Source organism: Actinocatenispora comari (assembly GCF_017312725.1).
Lineage (GTDB): Bacteria > Actinomycetota > Actinomycetes > Mycobacteriales > Micromonosporaceae > Actinocatenispora > Actinocatenispora comari.
The window spans coordinates 121,016-137,756 of sequence record NZ_BOPO01000045.1 but is presented as its reverse complement, the minus strand read 5'-3'; the positions used below and the strand labels follow the sequence as shown (position 1 = coordinate 137,756).

Here is a 16,741-nt window from a genome sequence, read left to right as displayed (position 1 = left end):
CGGCGGGCCGCGCCGCCGACGCGGTCGGGGTGGTCGCCGGCGCGGTCACCGTCGTCGACGACGACCGGGGCACCGCGCGCCGGCGGGCCCGCGCCGAGGTCGCCATGTACCTCGACGTGGTGGCCGCACTCGACCCCACCGTCGAGGTCGATCCCGACCTGCTGCGCCGGCTCGGCACGCTCGTCGCGGCCGGCGCGCACGCCGAGGCCGGTGCCTTGATCGGGGACGAGCTGCTCGACCGGTTCTGCTTCGCCGGCACCCCGGACGAGGTCGCCGAGCACGCCGCCGCGCTGCTCGACGCCGGCGCCGACCGGATCGAGTTCGGCACCCCGCACGGCCGCACCGACCGGCAGGGCGTGGACCTGCTCGGCGCCAAGGTACTTCCCCGGATCCGCTATCTGGCAGGTGAATGATGACCACCCCGACCCACCGTCCCAGCGACGGCGACCCGAACACCGGTGGAACCGGCACCGCCGATGCCGGCGCCGTCGGGGCCAGCGCCGTTCGGCGGGTCGCCGACGACTACCTGGACTCGCTCGCCGGCTGGGAGCCGAAGGCGGCGCTGACGATCGGCCGCCCGGCGCCGGTGCTGCCGGACCTGTCGCCGGACGCGTACGACGCGCGCGCGGAACTCGCCGCCCGTACCGCGGGCGCGCTGGCCGCCGCGACCCCGCACACCGGTGCCGACCGGATGCTGGCCGGTGCGCTCGCCGACCGGCTCGCCGCCGAGACCGACCTGCACGACAGCGGCTTCACCCCGCGGCTGCTCGCGCCGCTCGCCACGCCGGTACACCTGGTCCGGTCGGCGTTCGACGACCTGCCCACCGAGACCGAGGCCGACTGGGCGGTCGTGGCGGACACGCTCGCCGCGGTGCCCACCGCGCTCGCGCAGTACCGGCAGACGCTGGCCCGGTCGGCCGACCGCGGCCAGCGGGTCGCCCGCCGCCAGGTGCTCGCCGTCGCCGACCAGTGCGCCGCGTGGACCGACCCGCGCCGGGACGACTTCTACCCCGGCCTCGTCGGCCGCTACCCCGGCGGACCGAGCGGCGCTCGCCTCACCGCCGGCGCCGCCGCCGCGACCGCCGCCACCGCCGAGTTCGAGGCGTACCTGCGTACCGAGCTGGCACCTGCCGCGCCCGAGACGGACGGCGTCGGGCGCGAGCTGTACGCGATCACCGCGCGCAGCTTCCTCGGCGCCACGATCGACCTGGACGAGGTCTACGCGTACGGCTGGGCCGAGCTGGACCGGCTCGCCACCCGGATGCGCGCGGTCGCCGACGAGCTCGTGCCCGGCGGTACCGTCGCCGACGCGATGGCGGCACTCGACGCCGACCCGCGGGGCCGGCTCGTCGGCCTGCCCGCGCTCACCGACTGGCTCAACGAACGGGTCGAGCAGATCACCGGCGCGCTGGACGGCACCCACTTCGACATCCCGGCCGCGACCCGCCGGGTCGAGTGCCGGATCACCCCGGCCGCCTCCGGCGTCATGTACTACACGGCGCCCGACCCCGGGCTCACCCGGCCCGGCCGCGTCTGGTGGTGCCTGCCGCCCGGCCAGGACGAGGCGAGCACCTGGCGCGAGATCAGCACCCTGCACCACGAATCGTTGCCCGGCCACCACCTGCAACACGCGATCACGCTGACACTGCCCGACCTGCACCCGTGGCAGCGCACCCTGTGCGAGGTGCACGGGTACGCCGAGGGCTGGGCCCACTACGCCGAGGGCCTCGCCGCCGAGATCGGCCTGATCGCCGGCCCCGGCGAGCAGCTCGGCCTGCTCTGCGGCCAGATCTGGCGCGCCTGCCGGATCGTCATCGACGCCGGGCTGCACCTCGACCTGCCGATCCCGGCCGGCAACGGCTTCACCACCGCGACCCGCTGGACCCCGGACCTCGCCGTCTCGTTCCTGGCCCGGATCGCCGGCATGGACCGCGCGACCGCCCGGTTCGAGGTCGACCGGTACCTGGGCTGGCCCGGGCAGGCGCTCGCCTTCAAGGTCGGCGCGCGGCTGTGGGAGCAGGCCCGGGACCGCGCCACCCGCGCCGGGCTGAGCACCCGCGAGTTCCACGCCCGGGCGCTGCGGCTCGGCCCGGCCGGCCTCGACGTACTGGCCGGCGCCCTGGCCGAGGGGGCCCCGGGGCCCGGCGCCCTCGCCGAGGAGGGCCCGACGTCATGACCCAACCGGCCGCACCGCACGAACCGCCCCGTCGCGCCACCCCGCACGAACCGCCCCGTCGCGCCAACCCCTCGCGCGAGACGACCCGTCGCGCCACCCCGGCGGGCAGGCCATGACCCCGCACGCCGAGCCGGGGCACGCCGCCGGCGAGGAAGGACACCCGATGACCGACACGATCGCCGACCACATCCGGCACCTGTACGGCTGCCTGGGCGACCGGGCCGGCTTCGACGCGCACCTCGACCGGGCCGTCACCATCTGGGAATCCGATGCCGACCGGCTGCTCGTCGGGCTCGCCGACCTCGATGCGCTGCGCGACGGGCGGCAGCCGGCCACCGACCGGACTCCGCCGACCGTGGTACCCGAGCAGCTGCGGACCGACGACTGGGGCGACACCGGGCTGGCCCGCTACCTGCTGCGGGCGAGCCACCCCGACCCGGACCGGCCGGACGAGTGCTTCCGCGTCTCCGACGTGCTCCGCCGCAGCGGCGGGCGCTGGGTCATCGTGCACCACCACGCGGAGGCGACCACCCACCAGCACTGACCGGCGCGCGGGCCCCGGCTACCCGAGCGTGTCGCCAGGTCGGGAACCCGGCCGTGCCGGGCCGTGCGACCGACTACGGCCGCGCCGCCGGAGCGATGAACACCAGGCGAAACTTGCCGATCCGGATCTCGTCACCGTGCGACAGCACCGCGGACTCGACCCGTTCGTCGTTGAGGTGGGTGCCGTTCAGGCTGCCGAGATCGCGCACCGAGAACCTGGTCCCGTCCCGGAGGAACTCGGCGTGCCGGCGGGACACCGTCACGTCGTCCAGGAAGATGTCGCCGTCGGGATGCCGGCCGGCGGTGACCACGTCGCGGTCGAGCAGGAACTGGGCGCCGGTCTGCGGACCGCCCCGCACCAGCAGCACCGCCAGGTAGGGCGGTAGGGCATCGGCGACCGCCGCGTTGTGGTCGGCTCGGGGATCGCCGAGCATCTCGGCCAGGGTGTCCAGGTTGAGCACCGAGGTGGCGTCCATCAGCGGATGCGTCTGGTCGGCAGTGGTCATTGGGCCACCCTACCGCCGCAGCCGGACAATAACCGCACAGCCCGACGCCCGGTGACACAGCCGCCCAGTTCACCGGCGGGTAACCGCCCTCGCCGGTCGGAACCACGCCAGCCGCCGACCACCCGGCCGACGGCCCGGTCAGGACGGCGGGACGATGCCGCGGCGGTACGCCTCGCCGGTGAGCTCCGCGCGGCGGCGGGCGCCGGTCTTCTCCCGGATCCGGTCCAGGTGCGAGCGCACCGTCCGGACGCTGATGTTCAGCGCCTCGGCGATGTCCTGGTCCCGTTCGCCGGCCGCGACCAGCCCGAGCACCTCGCGTTCCCGGTCGGACAGCTCCAGCCGCACCCCGGCCTGCCGCTCCCGGGACGACTCCAGCAGGAACGACGCGAGCGTCGGCGAGACGTAGCTGTTGCCGGCGGCGACCTCGCGCACCGCACGCAGGATCTCGTCCGCGTCGGAGTTCTTCGTCAGGTACCCGCGGGCGCCGGCGGCCATCGCGGCCAGCACGTCGCGCTGGTCGCCGTGCGCCGACACCACCAGTACCCGGTGGCCCCGGCCCACCACGTCGACCACCGCGGCGGCGTCGCGCACCCCGGGCAGCCGCAGGTCGAGGATGACCACGCCGCCCGGGTCCGGCCGGTACGCGGAGAACTCCTCCAGCGAGCCGGCGGTGACGCCGACCGTCACGTCCGGCGCCTCGGACAGCGCGCGCACCAGAGCGGCGCGGTAGAGCGGGTGGTCCTCCACCACGCAGACCGCGATCTGCCGAACCGTCGCGTCCATCGGCCCTCCCCAGGAAGCCATGCCACCGACCGGCCCACGGTTCAGCCGGTGCTCGCCGCGGCCGCGGTGGACAGTGTCGGCCCGGACGGGAACAGAGCGAGCAGCGCTGCCGGCACCGGCGTCGGGCGGACCGACCCGTAGCCGAGCGCGGCGAGCGACGCGGAGTCGGCCACCCGGAACCGTTCGCCCTGGTCGGTGAGCAGGTACACGCTACCGGCGGAGACCAGCGCGGCGCGGCCCGGCGGCAGGTAGATCTCGTTCGCGACCCGGTCGGTACGGCCGGAGACCGGCACCGGCTTCGCCCCGGCCGGCGCCGGGCTGGTGGCCAGCAGCAGCGTGCTCGGGGTACCGCCGGAACCGGTGGCGCACACCGAGAGCCGGTCCGCGCCGGTCACCGGGCGGGGCAGCCGGGCCGGGAAGTCGGCGGCCTCGGCGTGCGCGCGCTTGGCGTCGGCGACGTCCGCGCCGGCCACGTCGACCAGCTTCGGCGCCGCCCCGCCGTAGGCGGCACGCTCCCCCGGCGCGCCCAGCAGCAGCGCCGCCTGCGTCTCGGTCAGCGCGGCCAGCCCGTCCGCGCGCACCACGTAGTAGCGGTACGACGGGGAGCCGACCGTCGCCGCCCGCAGCACCTGGCCGACCAGCCGGCCCTTGCCGCCGACCGGCACCCCGGTGCTGCCGGTGTGCGGCACGGTCGCGGCGGCCAGGTCCGGCCCGGCCGGCAGCGCGGCGACGAACGACGCCGGCACCGGGACCGGATCGACCGCGTCGAAGCCGATCGCGACCAGCGCGCGGTCGCTCGCCACCCGGTAGCGGGTGGCGGCGACGAGCAGGTAGCGGGTGCCGTCCGGGTCCTTGACCACCAGGCCGCGGCTCGCCGGCACCGCGGTACCGGCCGGGCGGGCGCCCACCAGCACCGTCGTGGTCGGGGTGGCCGCGGCGGGGCCACCGGTCGGCCGCTGCGCGCACACCGTCCACGGCCCGGCCAGCAGCTGCTTGCCGGCCGGCAGCGCCTCCGGCGCACCGGCGATGCCGAGGGTGGCGCCGCGCGGCGCGTCGTGCAGGGCGCTCGACGGCACGCTGACCGTGGCGGATCCGTTGCCACCGGCCAGCAGTCGCGCCGAGGCGTAGTTGCGCATCGGGTGCAGCCGGCCGTCACCGCCGAGCACGTAGCTCGCGCCGGTGTCGGTCGCGAGCACCACCTGGCCGGTCTTGCGCCAGTCGGCGCCGGCGCCCGGCTTGAGCAGCCCGTACACCCCGAACCCGCCGGCGACGAGCAGCACCGCGGCCAGGCCCAGGATGCTGGACAGGATCAGCCGGCGGCTCGGCGACACCGGATGGTTCGCGTCCGCCGCCACCAACGCGGACACCAGGCGGCGGCGCAGGAACTGGTACGCCTGCACCTGATCGCGCTGGGTCCACATCGCCTCGTCCTCGCTGTGCCGCGTTCCGGCCTCGACGGGCGGCCGGTACCCGGTGCACTATATGTGGGCCCGCCGAACCGTCGACACCGTAGAAATACCGACACCGATTGTGGGGCCAGCCGTGGCGATCGCGACCCTGCCGGATGCGCCGGCACCGGCCCGGCTGACGCACCGCCGGCGCTTCCCCGTGCGGCCCGGCCAGGTCGCCACCTGGCAGCTCGCCGCGGCCGGCACCGTGCTCGCCGGCGCGCCCTGGCAGCTGCCCGGGATCGCCGTCGCCGCAACGGGTCTGGCCGCGGTGGCGGTCACCGCACCGCGCTGGCGGGGCAGGTTCGGCTACCAGTGGCTCGGTTCGCTGGCGCGCTACCGGGCGCGCCGCGGTGCGCCGGCGGCGAGCGAGGCGATCGACACGGTACTGCCCGGCCTCGCGGTGTCGACGTGCGCCGACCGGGCCGGCAACCGTACCGGGGTCGCCGCGTACGGCCGGTTCTTCTCGGCGGTGCTGCGGATCGACGCCGGGGTCGAGCCGGCCGAGCTGATCGGTCCGCTGCTCGCCGGGTACCGGCGGGCCGAGCTGCCGCCCGCCGCGGTGCAGCTGGTGACCTGGCGGGTACCGGTCGGCGAGGAGCAGGTGCGCACCAGCTGGCTCGCGGTGCGGTTCTCGCCGGCGGCCTGCCCGGCCGCGGTGGAGGCGCGCGGCGGTGGCACCGCGGGGGCCCTGCGCGCTACCGCGAACTGCGTGCTCGCGCTGGGCCTGCAGCTCGCCGAGGCGGGCGTCGAGGCGCACGTGCTGGACGGCGCGGCGCTGCGCGAGGAGCTCGCCGCCGCGCTGGGCGCCACCCCGGGCGCGGCGACGTCGATCGCCGAACACTGGCGCGGCCAGCAGGTCGGCGGCGGCCAGCAGGCGGTGTACCGGCTGCCCAGCCGGGTCGACGTGGCCGACGCGCTGAACCGCCCGGCGCCGGACGACGCCGCGTTCACCGCGGTGTCGCTGACCCTGACCCGGCCGGACACCGGCACCGAGCCGGACGTGTCGCTGCTGCTGCGGGCCGGCGCGCCGGCCGCGCAGAGCCGGATCACCCCGGACACCGTGGTCGCCGCCCTCGACCTGCCGGCGTACCGCCTGGACGGCGAGCACGCCCCCGCCACCCGCCGCACCCTGCCTCTCGCTCTCTGACCGCACCGGCACGGCGACGGGTCAGCGGGCCGACCGGCCCGACCACGCCGGGACCGCCCAGGGCGGCGGACGCGGGTCAGCCGGTGAGGTCGCGGACCCGCTGGTAGATCTCCAGGACGGCCGCGGCGAGCGGGAGCACGCCGACCAGGGACAGGAACTCCAGCACGTCGAACAGCCGGGACCAGTACGGCGAGGGGTCGCGGGCGCCGGCCCGCAGCGCAACGAGCGTCGCGCCGACCACCACCAGCAGCGCGACGAGCAGCAGTACCAGCCGGAGCGGGTCACCGCCCGCGGCGGCGAGCCGGGCGCCGACCACGATCAGCGCCGCCGCGCCACCGACCAGCAGCGCGATCCGCTGCCCGGTACCGGCGTAGGACCGGGACCGCAGCAGCAGCGCCAGCCCGGCCACGCCGGCCACCACCCAACCCCAGCGGGAGTGGCCGAGTACCAGCACGACGGCGGCACCGGCGACCACCGCGGCCAGCGCCGCCAGCAGCCCGGTCAGCGCGGACTGCGCGGCGGCGGTCTCGTCCACCACGTCACGGCCGGCGACCGGGCTCTCCTCGGCCCGGAACGCGGCGACGTCGGACGGGATCCGCGGCAGCGGCAGCCGGCCGAGCCGCAACGCCAGCATCGGCAGCGCCGGGCAGCACACCACCGCGACCGCGGCGGCGACGGCGGCACCGCGTACCGGGGTGGAGTGCGCGAGAACCGCGATCGAACCGGCGAGGCAGCCGGCGGCGCCGGCCACCCCGACCGCGACGAACCAGGCGATGCGGTCCGCGACGGCGATCGCGGCGAGCGCCGCGTACACGGTGACCGCGGCGAGCCCGAGCGCGAACCGGGCGGTACCGGTGATGCCCGGGATCGCGGTGGCGCCGGCGACCAGCGCCGCCGGTACGCCCGCCGCGGCGAGCACCGCGCCGGCGGTGGCGTCCGCGTACGCCCGGGACAGCGCGCCGCCGGCGACCACCAGCAGCAGCGCGAGCAGGCCGGTACCGGCCGGGGCGAGCGGCGCGCCCGGCCCGGCGAAGGTGAGCAGCGCGACCGCGCACAGCACCGCGACCGCGGCGGCGAGCAGCGCCGCCCGCCGGGCCAGCCGCGGCCGCCAGCCGCCGGGCCCGTCCGCCGCGCTCGCGATCGCGTCCACCACGTCGTCGAACAGCAGCGGGGTGATCCGGGTCCGGCGCGGGTTGAGGTAGAGCACGTCGCCGTCGTGCACCCCGGCGCGGGCGACGGTCAGCCCGGCCTCGAACGGTTCCGCGCCCAGCCGGGCCAGCGACCAGCCGGTGACCGCGCCGGTCGGCGCCGGCTCCGGCAGCTGCGCCCCGGTCATCGCGACCAGCTGCGGCAGCAGCTCGGCGAGGGTACTTTCCACCGGCAGCGCGACGTCGACGCGCGCCCGCGGACTGACCACCGTGACCCGACGCGGCGTCGAGGACACCGACATGGCGTTGTGCTCCCTTCGACGGTCCACCGAGAACGGACCGCGCGTACCCCCGGCCGGGCCGCTCAGATGTCGGTACCGGCGGCGTCGATGACCGGCTGGAACTTCGCGGTACTGGCCTCGCCGAGCCGGCGCAGCCCGTCGTTGACGGCCTCCAGCACGACCTCGCCGAGCGCCTCCGCGTCCAGCCGCCGGGCCACGTCCGGATCGATCGAGATCTCGGTGAACCGGCCGGTGCCGCGCAGCGTCACCTTCACCTCGTTGTTGCGCGAGTAGCCGGTGATGGCGAGCTCGGTGACCGTCTTCTGGATCCGCTCGACCTCCTCCTGCTGCTTGCGTACCCGGTCGAGCAGGTCGTCGATCTCGGCGTTCATGTCCCCATCCCTGTGATCACTCGGAGGTCGCGGCGGAGGTGCCCAGGTCGGCGAGCCGGGACCGGAGCGCGGTGGTCACGCTACCGGCGGCCGAGAGGTATGTCTCCCCCAGCGAACGCGCCGCCGCGAGCGCCGCCGCGCACTGACCGGCCGGTACCGCGCCGCACCGGGCCATCAGCGCGGCGAAGTCCCGCTCGAACCCGGCGCCCAGCCGGTCGATGCCGGCCGCCGCGTCGGTCAGCGCGTCGGCCGCGCCGTACAGCACGTCGCGCTGCGCCCGCAGCAGCGTCGCGGTGTCGCCGAGCCGGCCGGACCAGGCGCCGCCGGCCCGCCGGTACGCGTCGGCCGCCGGGCCGGTCCAGTCGTCGACCAGGGCGGTCTCCCGGGTCGTCTCGGCGACCTGTCCGAGCCGGTCGGCGCGGGTCGCGTGGCCGGAGCCCGCCGCCCGCAGCGCCGCCGGGTCACCGGTCGCCGCCCGCCGGTACGCGGCGAGCACCGACCGGTACCGCTCGCGCAGCGCGGCGAGCACCCCGGACAGGTCGACGGCGGTCATGGCCGGGTCCCCGCGGCGCCGGACCGGTCGACGGTCACGACACGCTCACCGCGCCGTTCGCGTCGATGTCGACGTGCTCGGCGATCGACTCGGAGCCGGACGAGACGTTCAGGTCGATGCCGGTGGCATGGCCCTGCTCGACCGGTACCTCGACGGTCACCGACAGGTCGCCCTTGGTCGCGGTGATCGTGGTCTCGTGCACGTCGCCGGAGCCGGTGGTGGTCGCCCCGCCGTCGCCGCCGGAGTGGCCGCTGCCGGAGTCACCGTCGGAGCCGGAGTCGCCGCTGCCCGAGTCGCCGGCGGAACCGGTGTCGGCGCTGCCGGAGTCGCCGTTGCCGTCCACCGGGATCCAGCTGTTGTCCGCCACCCCGGCGCCGCCGAGCGCGGTCGGGTTGTAGCCGGTCATCCAGGACGGCACTCCCGCCGTGCCCAGGCCCGCCGTACCGAGGCCCGCCGTACCGAGGCCCGCCGTACCGAGGCCCGCCGTGCCCAGGCCGAGGCCGGCGGTGACGCCGTTGGTGACCTGGCCGGGGACGTTCAGCAGGCCCTGCAGGCCGGTCGCCGCGGTGGTACCGGTGACCGGGGTCATCGTCGGCAGCCCGGCGGAACCGAGGCCGCCGGCGATCGCCTGCTGGCCGGTACCGGAGGCGACCGTGGTCACCGCGCCCGGTGCGGTGACCGGCGAGCCGGAGACGCCGCCACCGGGCAGCGCCCCGCCGGCGCCCGCCGATCCGCCGCCGAACAGCTGCTGCAGCGCGCCGATCACGGTGCCGAGGTCGGTCAGTACGGTGCCGAGCTTGGTCACCCCGAGCGCGTTCAGCAGCTGCCCGATGGCCTGGATGAACGAACGCAGGGTGCCGGAGGTCGCGGTGGACAGGGCGCGCGCGGCGGCGTGCGTCCACGGGTTCGACATCAGCGCGGCGACCGTCGGGTTGACCGCCGACACGATCGACCGGTACGCGGTCTGCACGGTCTGGACCAGCTGCGCGGCCTCCTGCAGCAGCTTCGCGCCGTCCTGGATCGCCTTGATGATCTTCTCGAACTGCTGCAACGACTCGGCGATCTTGGTCAGCGCGCTCTCCGAGGCGTGCCCGGACCAGATCTCGCCGAGCTGCTTGCGGGCCTTGTCCAGGTCCTCCAGCAGCGAGATGAACTGGGTCGCCTTGCCCAGCACCTCGGTGACGTGTTGCAGGATCTGCGCGGGTTGGCCGGTGACGATCAGCGGCAGCATCGTGATGGGGCCGCCGCCGGCCGCGGTGGCATCCATCGCGCTGGAGTTCGGAAACGCGGTCACGACGCACCTCTCAAAGTCATCGTGCCTGGTCAGGCAAGGGGGCGGTACACGCGGACCAGGCTTTCGTCCGGAAGGTCCGGGCCCACCGGACCGTGGTTGTAGAGCTGGCCGTCGCCACCGGCGACGCCGATGATCGACGGGCCGGTGGCACCGTCGGCGGGTGCGGCGATCACCACGTCGCCGCGCGCGACCCCGGGCACGTCGGCCAGGCCACCCGCCTGCCCGCTGTACACCCCGATCACGCCGAGCCGGGACTGGTGGTTCGGGTCGCCGTCGAGCCAGTCGGCGAAGTCGGCCGCGTCGGCGAACCGGCCCGTCGGCGCCGGCCGGTAGGCCAACTCGCCCATCCCGCTGTCGGACAGGTAACCGAGCACGGTGTCGACCGAGTGCGGGGTGCCGGTGGCGCCGGCGCTGTCGGTCACCGCCTGGCCGGCGAGCTGCGCCGCCGTCCCGTCGTGCCACAGCGGCGAGGACCCGCCCGAGTACCCGTGGGCCACCTGCTGGTCGGCCTGCTCGTAGTCGTCGGCACTGCGCCGGACCGAGTCCGCGGTGTCGCCCAACAGATCCAGCAGCGAACGGACCGCGACGATCTGCTGGCCCTGCAGTTCGGTGTTGGCGGTGGCGACCGCCGAGCCCAGCGTCGCGAACGACTCCGGCTCGACCATCAGCGCCGACAGGTCGTGCAGCGCGTTGATGGCCTGCACCAGGATCGCACTGACGTTGCCGACGGTGGCGCGCATCGCCTCCGGCGCCGCCTGGTACTGGCCGTCCACACCCGCTCACCCCCTCGGCTCCGGCCACATCGTAGGTGCCGCCCGAGCACCGAATGAACGGCAAAAGTACCCACCATGAAGGGCTTGACCGATGGGCAATGTGACCGGGCAGGATGTCTGGGCGTCGGCGCGGTGCGTCGATGCCCAGGGGAGGCGAGGGAGTCGCGATGACGGTCGATACGGTACGGCGCCGGGGTCGGCGCGTCGCGCTGCCGACGCCGCCGACCGGCGAGATCGGGCTGCAGTCGCCGCCGGTCCTGCCGCGCGGGTCCGGTCAGGGCGGCATGCAGCTGCTGTTCATGCTGCCGATGATGCTGGGCATGGGCGCCATGTCGTTCGTCTACATCGGACGGTCCGGCGGCGTGATGACCTACCTGTTCGGCGCGCTGTACGCCGGGGCGATGATCGGCATGCTGGTGATGTCGTTCTCCCGCGGCGGGATGGCGAAGAAGGCGCAGATCAACAACGAGCGGCGGGACTACCTGCGCTACCTCGCGGGGCTGCGCGGCCAGGTGCACAAGGTCGCCACCGCGCAGACCGCGTCGGCGCTGGCCAGCGCGCCCGACCCGGCCGACCTGTGGACGCTGGTGGACACCGAGCGACTCTGGGAGCGCGGCCGCGACGACGCCGACTTCGGCCGGGTGCGCATCGGTACCGGGCCGCAGCGGCTCGCCACCCCGCTGCGGGCGCCGCAGACCGCGCCGCTGGAGGACCTCGACCCGCTGTGCTCCACCTCGCTGCGCCACTTCATCCGGGCGTACGCGACCGTACCGGGGCTGCCGGTGGCGATCTCGCTGCGCGCGTTCCACACCGTGTTGCTGTCCGGCGAGCGGGCCGAGGCGCTGGATCTGGCCCGGTCGCTGCTCGCCGAGCTCGCCGTCTTCCACGCCCCGGACGACCTGCGCATCGCGATCGCCGCGCCGACCGAGCGGTGGTCGGACTGGGCCTGGACCAAGTGGCTGCCGCACGGCCACGCGGCCGGTGCCGCCGACGCGGCCGGCCCGATCCGGCTCTGCGCCGACGATCCGGCCCGGCTGGCCGAACTGCTCGGCGCCGATCTCGGTGAGCGGCCGCCGTTCGGGCACCGCTCGGCGCAGGAGCTGCCACACGTGCTGCTGGTCGTCGACCACGCGAGCGCGCCGGTGGCACCGTTCGACGGCGCGCTCGGCGGCGTCACCGTGCTGCGCATCGGCGCGCCGCTGGACGAGGAGACCCCGTCGGTACCGGGGCTGCTGCGGTTGCTGCTGACCGACGGCCGGGTCGGCATGGTCACCGACGACGGGGTCGCGTTCGCCGGCGACGCGGACCACCTGGACGGCGCGTCGGCGGAGGCGCTGGCGCGGCTGCTGACCCCGCGGCACGTCGGTACCACCGTGCGCGACGACCTGCCGCTGTCGGCCACGTTCGGGCTGGCCGACCTGATCGGCATCGGCGACCCGCGCCGGCTGGATCCGGCGGTGACCTGGGCCTCCCGTACCACCGGGAACCGGCTGCGGATCCCGCTCGGTATCGACCCGGACGGCCGGCCGGTCGAGCTGGATCTCAAGGAGTCGGCCGAGAACGGGATGGGCCCGCACGGGCTGGTCATCGGCGCCACCGGGTCGGGCAAGAGCGAGCTGCTGCGTACCCTGGTGTCCGGGCTGGCGGTGACGCACTCGTCCGAGACGCTGAACCTGGCGCTGATCGACTTCAAGGGTGGCGCCACCTTCGCCGGCATGTCCGGGCTGCCGCACGTCTGCGCGGTGATCACCAATCTGGCCGACGAGCTGCCGCTGGTCGACCGGATGGCCGACGCGCTGCGCGGCGAGCTGGTGCGCCGGCAGGAGCTGCTGCGCGCGGCCGGCAACTTCGCCTCGGTGCGCGACTACGAGCGGGCCCGGGCCGGCGGCGCCGACCTGCGGCCGCTGCCGTCGCTGCTGGTGATCATCGACGAGTTCAGCGAGCTGCTGCACGACCGGCCGGAGTTCATCGACCTGTTCGTGATGATCGGCCGGCTCGGCCGGTCGCTCGGCATCCACCTGCTGCTGGCGTCGCAACGGTTGGAGGAGGGCCGGCTGCGCGGCCTGGACTCGCACCTGTCGTACCGGATCGGGCTGCGGACCTTCTCCGCGTCGGAGTCGCGCGCGGTGCTCGGCGTGCCCGACGCGTACGAGCTGCCGCCGGTGCCAGGCTCGGCCTACCTCAAGGTCGACACCGCGACGCTGATCCGGTTCAAGGCGGCGTACGTGTCGGGCGAGCTGCCGCCGCTGGACGGCGCCGACGCGAACACCGGCCCGGCACCGGTGCACCGGGCGCTGCCGTTCACGCTGGCCCGGGTACCCGAGCCGGAGGCCCTGCCGGCGCCCGACGGCGGGCCGCGGCACGCCGCACCCGGTACCGCACCGGCCGGCGAGACGATCATGGACGCGATGGTCGCCGCGCTGGTCGGCAAGGGCCCGGCGGCGCACCAGATCTGGCTGCCGCCGCTGGCCGAGCCGCCCAGCATGGACGGGCTGCTGCCGCCGCTGTCGGTCGACCCGCAGCGCGGCCTGTGCCCCACCGGCTGGGCCGGCAACGGCCGGCTGACGGTACCGGTGGCGATCGTGGACAAGCCGTTCGAGCAGCGCCGCGACCTGCTCTGGGCGGACCTGTCCGGGCAGGCCGGCAACGCGATCGTGGTCGGCGCGCCGCAGGCCGGCAAGTCGACGCTGCTGCGCAGCCTGCTGACCTCCCTGGCGCTCACCCACACCCCGGCCGAGGTGCAGTTCTTCGTGCTGGACTTCGGTGGTGGCGCGCTCGCCTCGATGGCCGGGCTGCCGCACGTCTCGGGCGCCGCGGCCCGGCTGGACGTGGAACGCTGCCGCCGGATCGTGGCCGAGCTGACCGCGCTGCTCACCGAGCGGGAGGCGATGTTCGCCGAGCACCGGATCGACTCGATGGCCACGTTCCGGCGCCGGCGCGCCGACCTGCACCGTACCGACGGCCGCGACCCGAACCGTGCCGACGGGCGCGACCCGCACCCTGCCGACGGGCGCGAGTTCGGCGACGTGTTCCTGTTCGTGGACGGCTGGATGACGCTGCGCCAGGAGTACGAGGCGCTGGAACAGCAGATCACCACCCTCGCCGCCCGCGGGCTCGGGTTCGGCATCCACGTGGTGCTGTCGGCGAACCGCTGGATGGACGTCCGGCCGCAGCTGCGGGACGCCATCGGCACCCGGTTCGAGCTGCGGCTCGGCGACCCGTCCGACTCGGCGATCGACCGCCGGGCCGCCGAGAACGTACCGAAGGCGGCGCCCGGGCGCGGGCTGACCGCCGAGAAGCTGCACTTCCTGACCGCGCTGCCGCGGCTGGACGGGAAGTCCACAGTGGACGACCTGACCGACGGCGCGGCCGACCTGGTCGCCCGGGTGCGGGCAGCGTGGCCCGGCGAGCCGGCCCCGCCGGTACGACTGCTGCCCCGGCGGTTCCCGGCCGCCGCGCTGCCGGCGGCGGCGAGCCTGCCCGGCCGTACGATCCCGATCGGGGTCGGCGAGTCCGACCTCGGCCCGGTCGGCATCGACCTGTCCGCCGAGCCGCACTTCGTGCTGTTCGGCGACACCGAGTCGGGCAAGTCGAACCTGCTGCGGCTGATCGGCCGCGGCATCACCGAGCGCTACACGCCGGCCGAGGCGGCGGTACTGGTGGTCGACTACCGGCACGGCCTGCTCGACGCGGTCGGCGGCGACCACCTGATGTCGTACGCGGCGGCCGAGCCGACGCTCACCGGCGTGGTGGCCGAGGTGCAGCAGGCGATGCAGGCCCGGCTGCCCGGTCCGGACGTACGCCCGGAGCAGCTGCGGGACCGCTCCTGGTGGTCCGGCCCGGACCTGTTCATCCTGGTCGACGACTACGACCTGGTGGCGGTGTCCGGTCGCAACCCGCTGGCGCCGCTGCTGGAGTTCGTCCCGCTGGCCCGCGACATCGGCCTGCACCTGGTGCTGGCCCGGCACGCCGGCGGCGCCTCGAAGGCGCTGTACGAGCCGATCATGGGCCGGATCCGGGAGCTCGGCAGCCCCGGCCTGCTGCTGTCCGGCGCCAAGGACGAGGGCATCATCCTCGGCGACTCGAAGATGTCCGCGCAGCCACCCGGCCGCGGCACCCTGGTGCGCCGCCGGTACGCCCCGGAGCTGATCCACCTGGCGCTCCTCGATGACTGACATCGGTTTCCCACCAGGATGTGGGTAATTCGGCCGTACCGCGAACGGTAGTTGTGCCGTGCACTGGGGTGACCGTCAACTCATAGGGTTTGCGAACAGAAGAGACTGATCAACGAGGAGGTGACCCGTCGTGGGTAGCCCGGGATTCCAGTCAGATTCCACCGCCATGACCAAGGCGGTGCAGGGGTTCGACGAGTGCGCGACCGGCGCGGCCAAGACCATGACCGAGCTGGAGAACGACCTCGTCGCCGTGCTCAGCCACTACGCCGGCGACCAGGCCAACGCGTTCTGGCAGCTGCACGGCAAGCTGCAGGAGGACATGAAGGTCGCCGCGCGCGAGCTGGACAACATGTCGCAGTTGGTGAACCAGAGCTTCCACAACTACGGCAGCGGCGACTCGACCGTGTCCGACTCGTTCCGCAACCTCAACGGTGCGGTCAACTCGGGCGGCGCCGTACTGAGCCGGCTGTCCGGCAACTGATCCGACGGCGGTCCGCGCACCGCCGACCCCCGCAACGACAGCGCCGCAGATCCTGATCGGAGTAACCATGTCGGCCGAAGTCATCAACGTCGAGTTCGGCGCCCTGCGGTCCAGCGCGGACGCACTGTTCGCGAAGGCCAAGGCGTTGGACAACTACATGGACCAGCTGCACCAGCACCTGGCGCCCGTCAAGCAGACCTGGTACGCGTCGGGTTCCACCGCCGGCCAGGCCGCCGAGCAGTCCGAGACCCGGCTGCGCGCCGCGATCGCCGACATCGTCGGCGTGATCGGTCAGTTCTCCGGGAAAGTCAACGAGGCGCACGATCTCCAGTTGGCGCTGGAGAACAAGAACGCCGGCTACTTCAACTGATCGATCCGTTTCGGACGATCACCCGTGGCCGCCACGCGAACCGGCCCGTCCGGTTCGCGCAACGGCCGCCCACGTGCCGGCGGACGCCTCCTCCCTACTGAGCGTCCGCCGGCACCCGGGAGTCACCCGGGAGCCCTGGCAGGGGCTCGCACCGAGGAGGTCCGCCACGGGCCTCCGAGCCCCGGCCGGGGCTCTCGTCGCCGGACGCCACGCGGGCCGACGGCGACGAGCGCCCGGTCGGGTTTCTGGTGTTGGTGCGGCGGTTCGGACGGCGACGGCGACGTCGTTCGGCACCCTGCGCCGGTCCGCCTGCCGGTGCGCACGCCTGCGATCCCGGGAGACGGCATGCACGACCATTCGTTCCGCGTCCACCTCCAGTCGCTCAAGGACTTCGCGCACGAGCTGGAGACCCAGCTCGACGCGCTGACCAAACCCACCAACGGGCTGGCGGCGCTGGCCGAGCACCCGATGCTGCTGGGCGACTTCACCGAGGCGACCTCGCTCGCGCAACGCCACCAGGCAGCCGTGGACCAGATGCACGCGCTGCTCGGCAACGTCCGCGAGGCGATCGGCTTCGCCGGCGACGTGACGCACACCGTCGCCGACGGGTACAAGCAGGCCGACGAGGACATCGCCAACGCCATCGGCTACCACGGGAAGGGCTGACG

Annotated in this window: 16 protein-coding genes; 8 read left to right on the top strand and 8 right to left on the bottom strand. The window is 74.9% G+C overall.

What is annotated here, in order from left to right; genetic code table 11:
• The 3 genes from NUM_RS13875 to NUM_RS13865 form a co-directional block, all read left to right on the top strand.
• Positions 1–413, top strand: a 413-nt coding sequence (locus NUM_RS13875) for an LLM class flavin-dependent oxidoreductase (protein WP_207125239.1), incomplete at its 5' end; no start/stop codon positions are given.
• Positions 413–2,176 carry a DUF885 domain-containing protein gene (locus NUM_RS13870; RefSeq protein WP_207125238.1) on the top strand — a complete coding sequence of 588 codons (1,764 nt, stop codon included), beginning with the start codon at positions 413–415 and terminating at the stop codon, positions 2,174–2,176. The genes NUM_RS13875 and NUM_RS13870, both read left to right, overlap by 1 nt.
• Before the next feature lie 163 nt (positions 2,177–2,339).
• Complete coding sequence (locus NUM_RS13865; protein ID WP_207125237.1) at positions 2,340–2,720, top strand: nuclear transport factor 2 family protein; 381 nt, start codon at positions 2,340–2,342, stop codon at positions 2,718–2,720.
• Positions 2,721–2,793: 73 nt separating this feature from the next.
• On the opposite strand, the gene NUM_RS13860 is transcribed toward NUM_RS13865, so the two are convergent.
• The 3 genes from NUM_RS13860 to eccB all read right to left on the bottom strand — a co-directional run bounded on the left by NUM_RS13860 (position 2,794) and on the right by eccB (position 5,429).
• Positions 2,794–3,225 carry an FHA domain-containing protein gene (locus tag NUM_RS13860; RefSeq protein WP_207125236.1) on the bottom strand — a complete coding sequence of 144 codons (432 nt, stop codon included), beginning with the start codon at positions 3,223–3,225 and terminating at the stop codon, positions 2,794–2,796.
• A 138-nt stretch (positions 3,226–3,363) separates the two neighbouring features.
• Positions 3,364–4,008 carry a LuxR C-terminal-related transcriptional regulator gene (locus tag NUM_RS13855; protein WP_207125235.1) on the bottom strand — a complete coding sequence of 215 codons (645 nt, stop codon included), beginning with the start codon at positions 4,006–4,008 and terminating at the stop codon, positions 3,364–3,366.
• A gap of 41 nt (positions 4,009–4,049) precedes the next feature.
• Positions 4,050–5,429, bottom strand: coding sequence for a type VII secretion protein EccB (gene eccB, locus NUM_RS13850; protein WP_207125234.1), 1,380 nt, complete (start codon positions 5,427–5,429; stop codon positions 4,050–4,052).
• Between the two features lie 121 nt (positions 5,430–5,550).
• On the opposite strand from eccB, the gene NUM_RS13845 reads away from it, so the two are divergent.
• A complete protein-coding gene (locus NUM_RS13845) occupies positions 5,551–6,606 on the top strand; it encodes a type VII secretion protein EccE (protein WP_207125233.1) in 1,056 nt (351 codons plus the stop codon).
• Between the two features lie 76 nt (positions 6,607–6,682).
• Here NUM_RS13845 and eccD read toward each other — a convergent pair whose 3' ends face one another.
• From eccD to NUM_RS13820, 5 genes are all read right to left on the bottom strand, one after another.
• Entirely contained in the window at positions 6,683–8,056 is a 1,374-nt protein-coding gene (eccD, locus tag NUM_RS13840) for a type VII secretion integral membrane protein EccD (protein WP_207125232.1), read from the bottom strand.
• Positions 8,057–8,118: 62 nt separating this feature from the next.
• On the bottom strand, positions 8,119–8,427 hold the full coding sequence (locus tag NUM_RS13835) for a YbaB/EbfC family nucleoid-associated protein (protein WP_207125231.1): 309 nt from the start codon (positions 8,425–8,427) through the stop codon (positions 8,119–8,121).
• Positions 8,428–8,443: 16 nt separating this feature from the next.
• Positions 8,444–8,980, bottom strand: coding sequence for a hypothetical protein (locus tag NUM_RS13830; protein ID WP_207125230.1), 537 nt, complete (start codon positions 8,978–8,980; stop codon positions 8,444–8,446).
• Between the two features lie 34 nt (positions 8,981–9,014).
• Positions 9,015–10,274, bottom strand: coding sequence for a WXG100 family type VII secretion target (locus NUM_RS13825; RefSeq protein WP_207125229.1), 1,260 nt, complete (start codon positions 10,272–10,274; stop codon positions 9,015–9,017).
• A gap of 29 nt (positions 10,275–10,303) precedes the next feature.
• Positions 10,304–11,047 (bottom strand): WXG100 family type VII secretion target, encoded by a 744-nt coding sequence (locus tag NUM_RS13820; RefSeq protein WP_225918551.1) that lies wholly within the window; start codon positions 11,045–11,047, stop codon positions 10,304–10,306.
• Positions 11,048–11,214: 167 nt separating this feature from the next.
• On the opposite strand from NUM_RS13820, the gene eccCa reads away from it, so the two are divergent.
• From eccCa to NUM_RS13800, 4 genes are all read left to right on the top strand, one after another.
• Positions 11,215–15,222 (top strand): type VII secretion protein EccCa, encoded by a 4,008-nt coding sequence (gene eccCa / locus NUM_RS13815; RefSeq protein ID WP_207125228.1) that lies wholly within the window; start codon positions 11,215–11,217, stop codon positions 15,220–15,222.
• Positions 15,223–15,388: 166 nt separating this feature from the next.
• Positions 15,389–15,703 (top strand): WXG100 family type VII secretion target, encoded by a 315-nt coding sequence (locus NUM_RS13810; protein ID WP_030447104.1) that lies wholly within the window; start codon positions 15,389–15,391, stop codon positions 15,701–15,703.
• A gap of 67 nt (positions 15,704–15,770) precedes the next feature.
• Positions 15,771–16,073, top strand: coding sequence for a WXG100 family type VII secretion target (locus tag NUM_RS13805; protein ID WP_030447105.1), 303 nt, complete (start codon positions 15,771–15,773; stop codon positions 16,071–16,073).
• A gap of 345 nt (positions 16,074–16,418) precedes the next feature.
• The gene (locus NUM_RS13800; RefSeq protein ID WP_051802435.1) at positions 16,419–16,739 is read left to right on the top strand and encodes a hypothetical protein; all 321 of its coding nucleotides are present in this window, start codon (positions 16,419–16,421) and stop codon (positions 16,737–16,739) included.
• Positions 16,740–16,741: the final 2 nt, after the last annotated feature.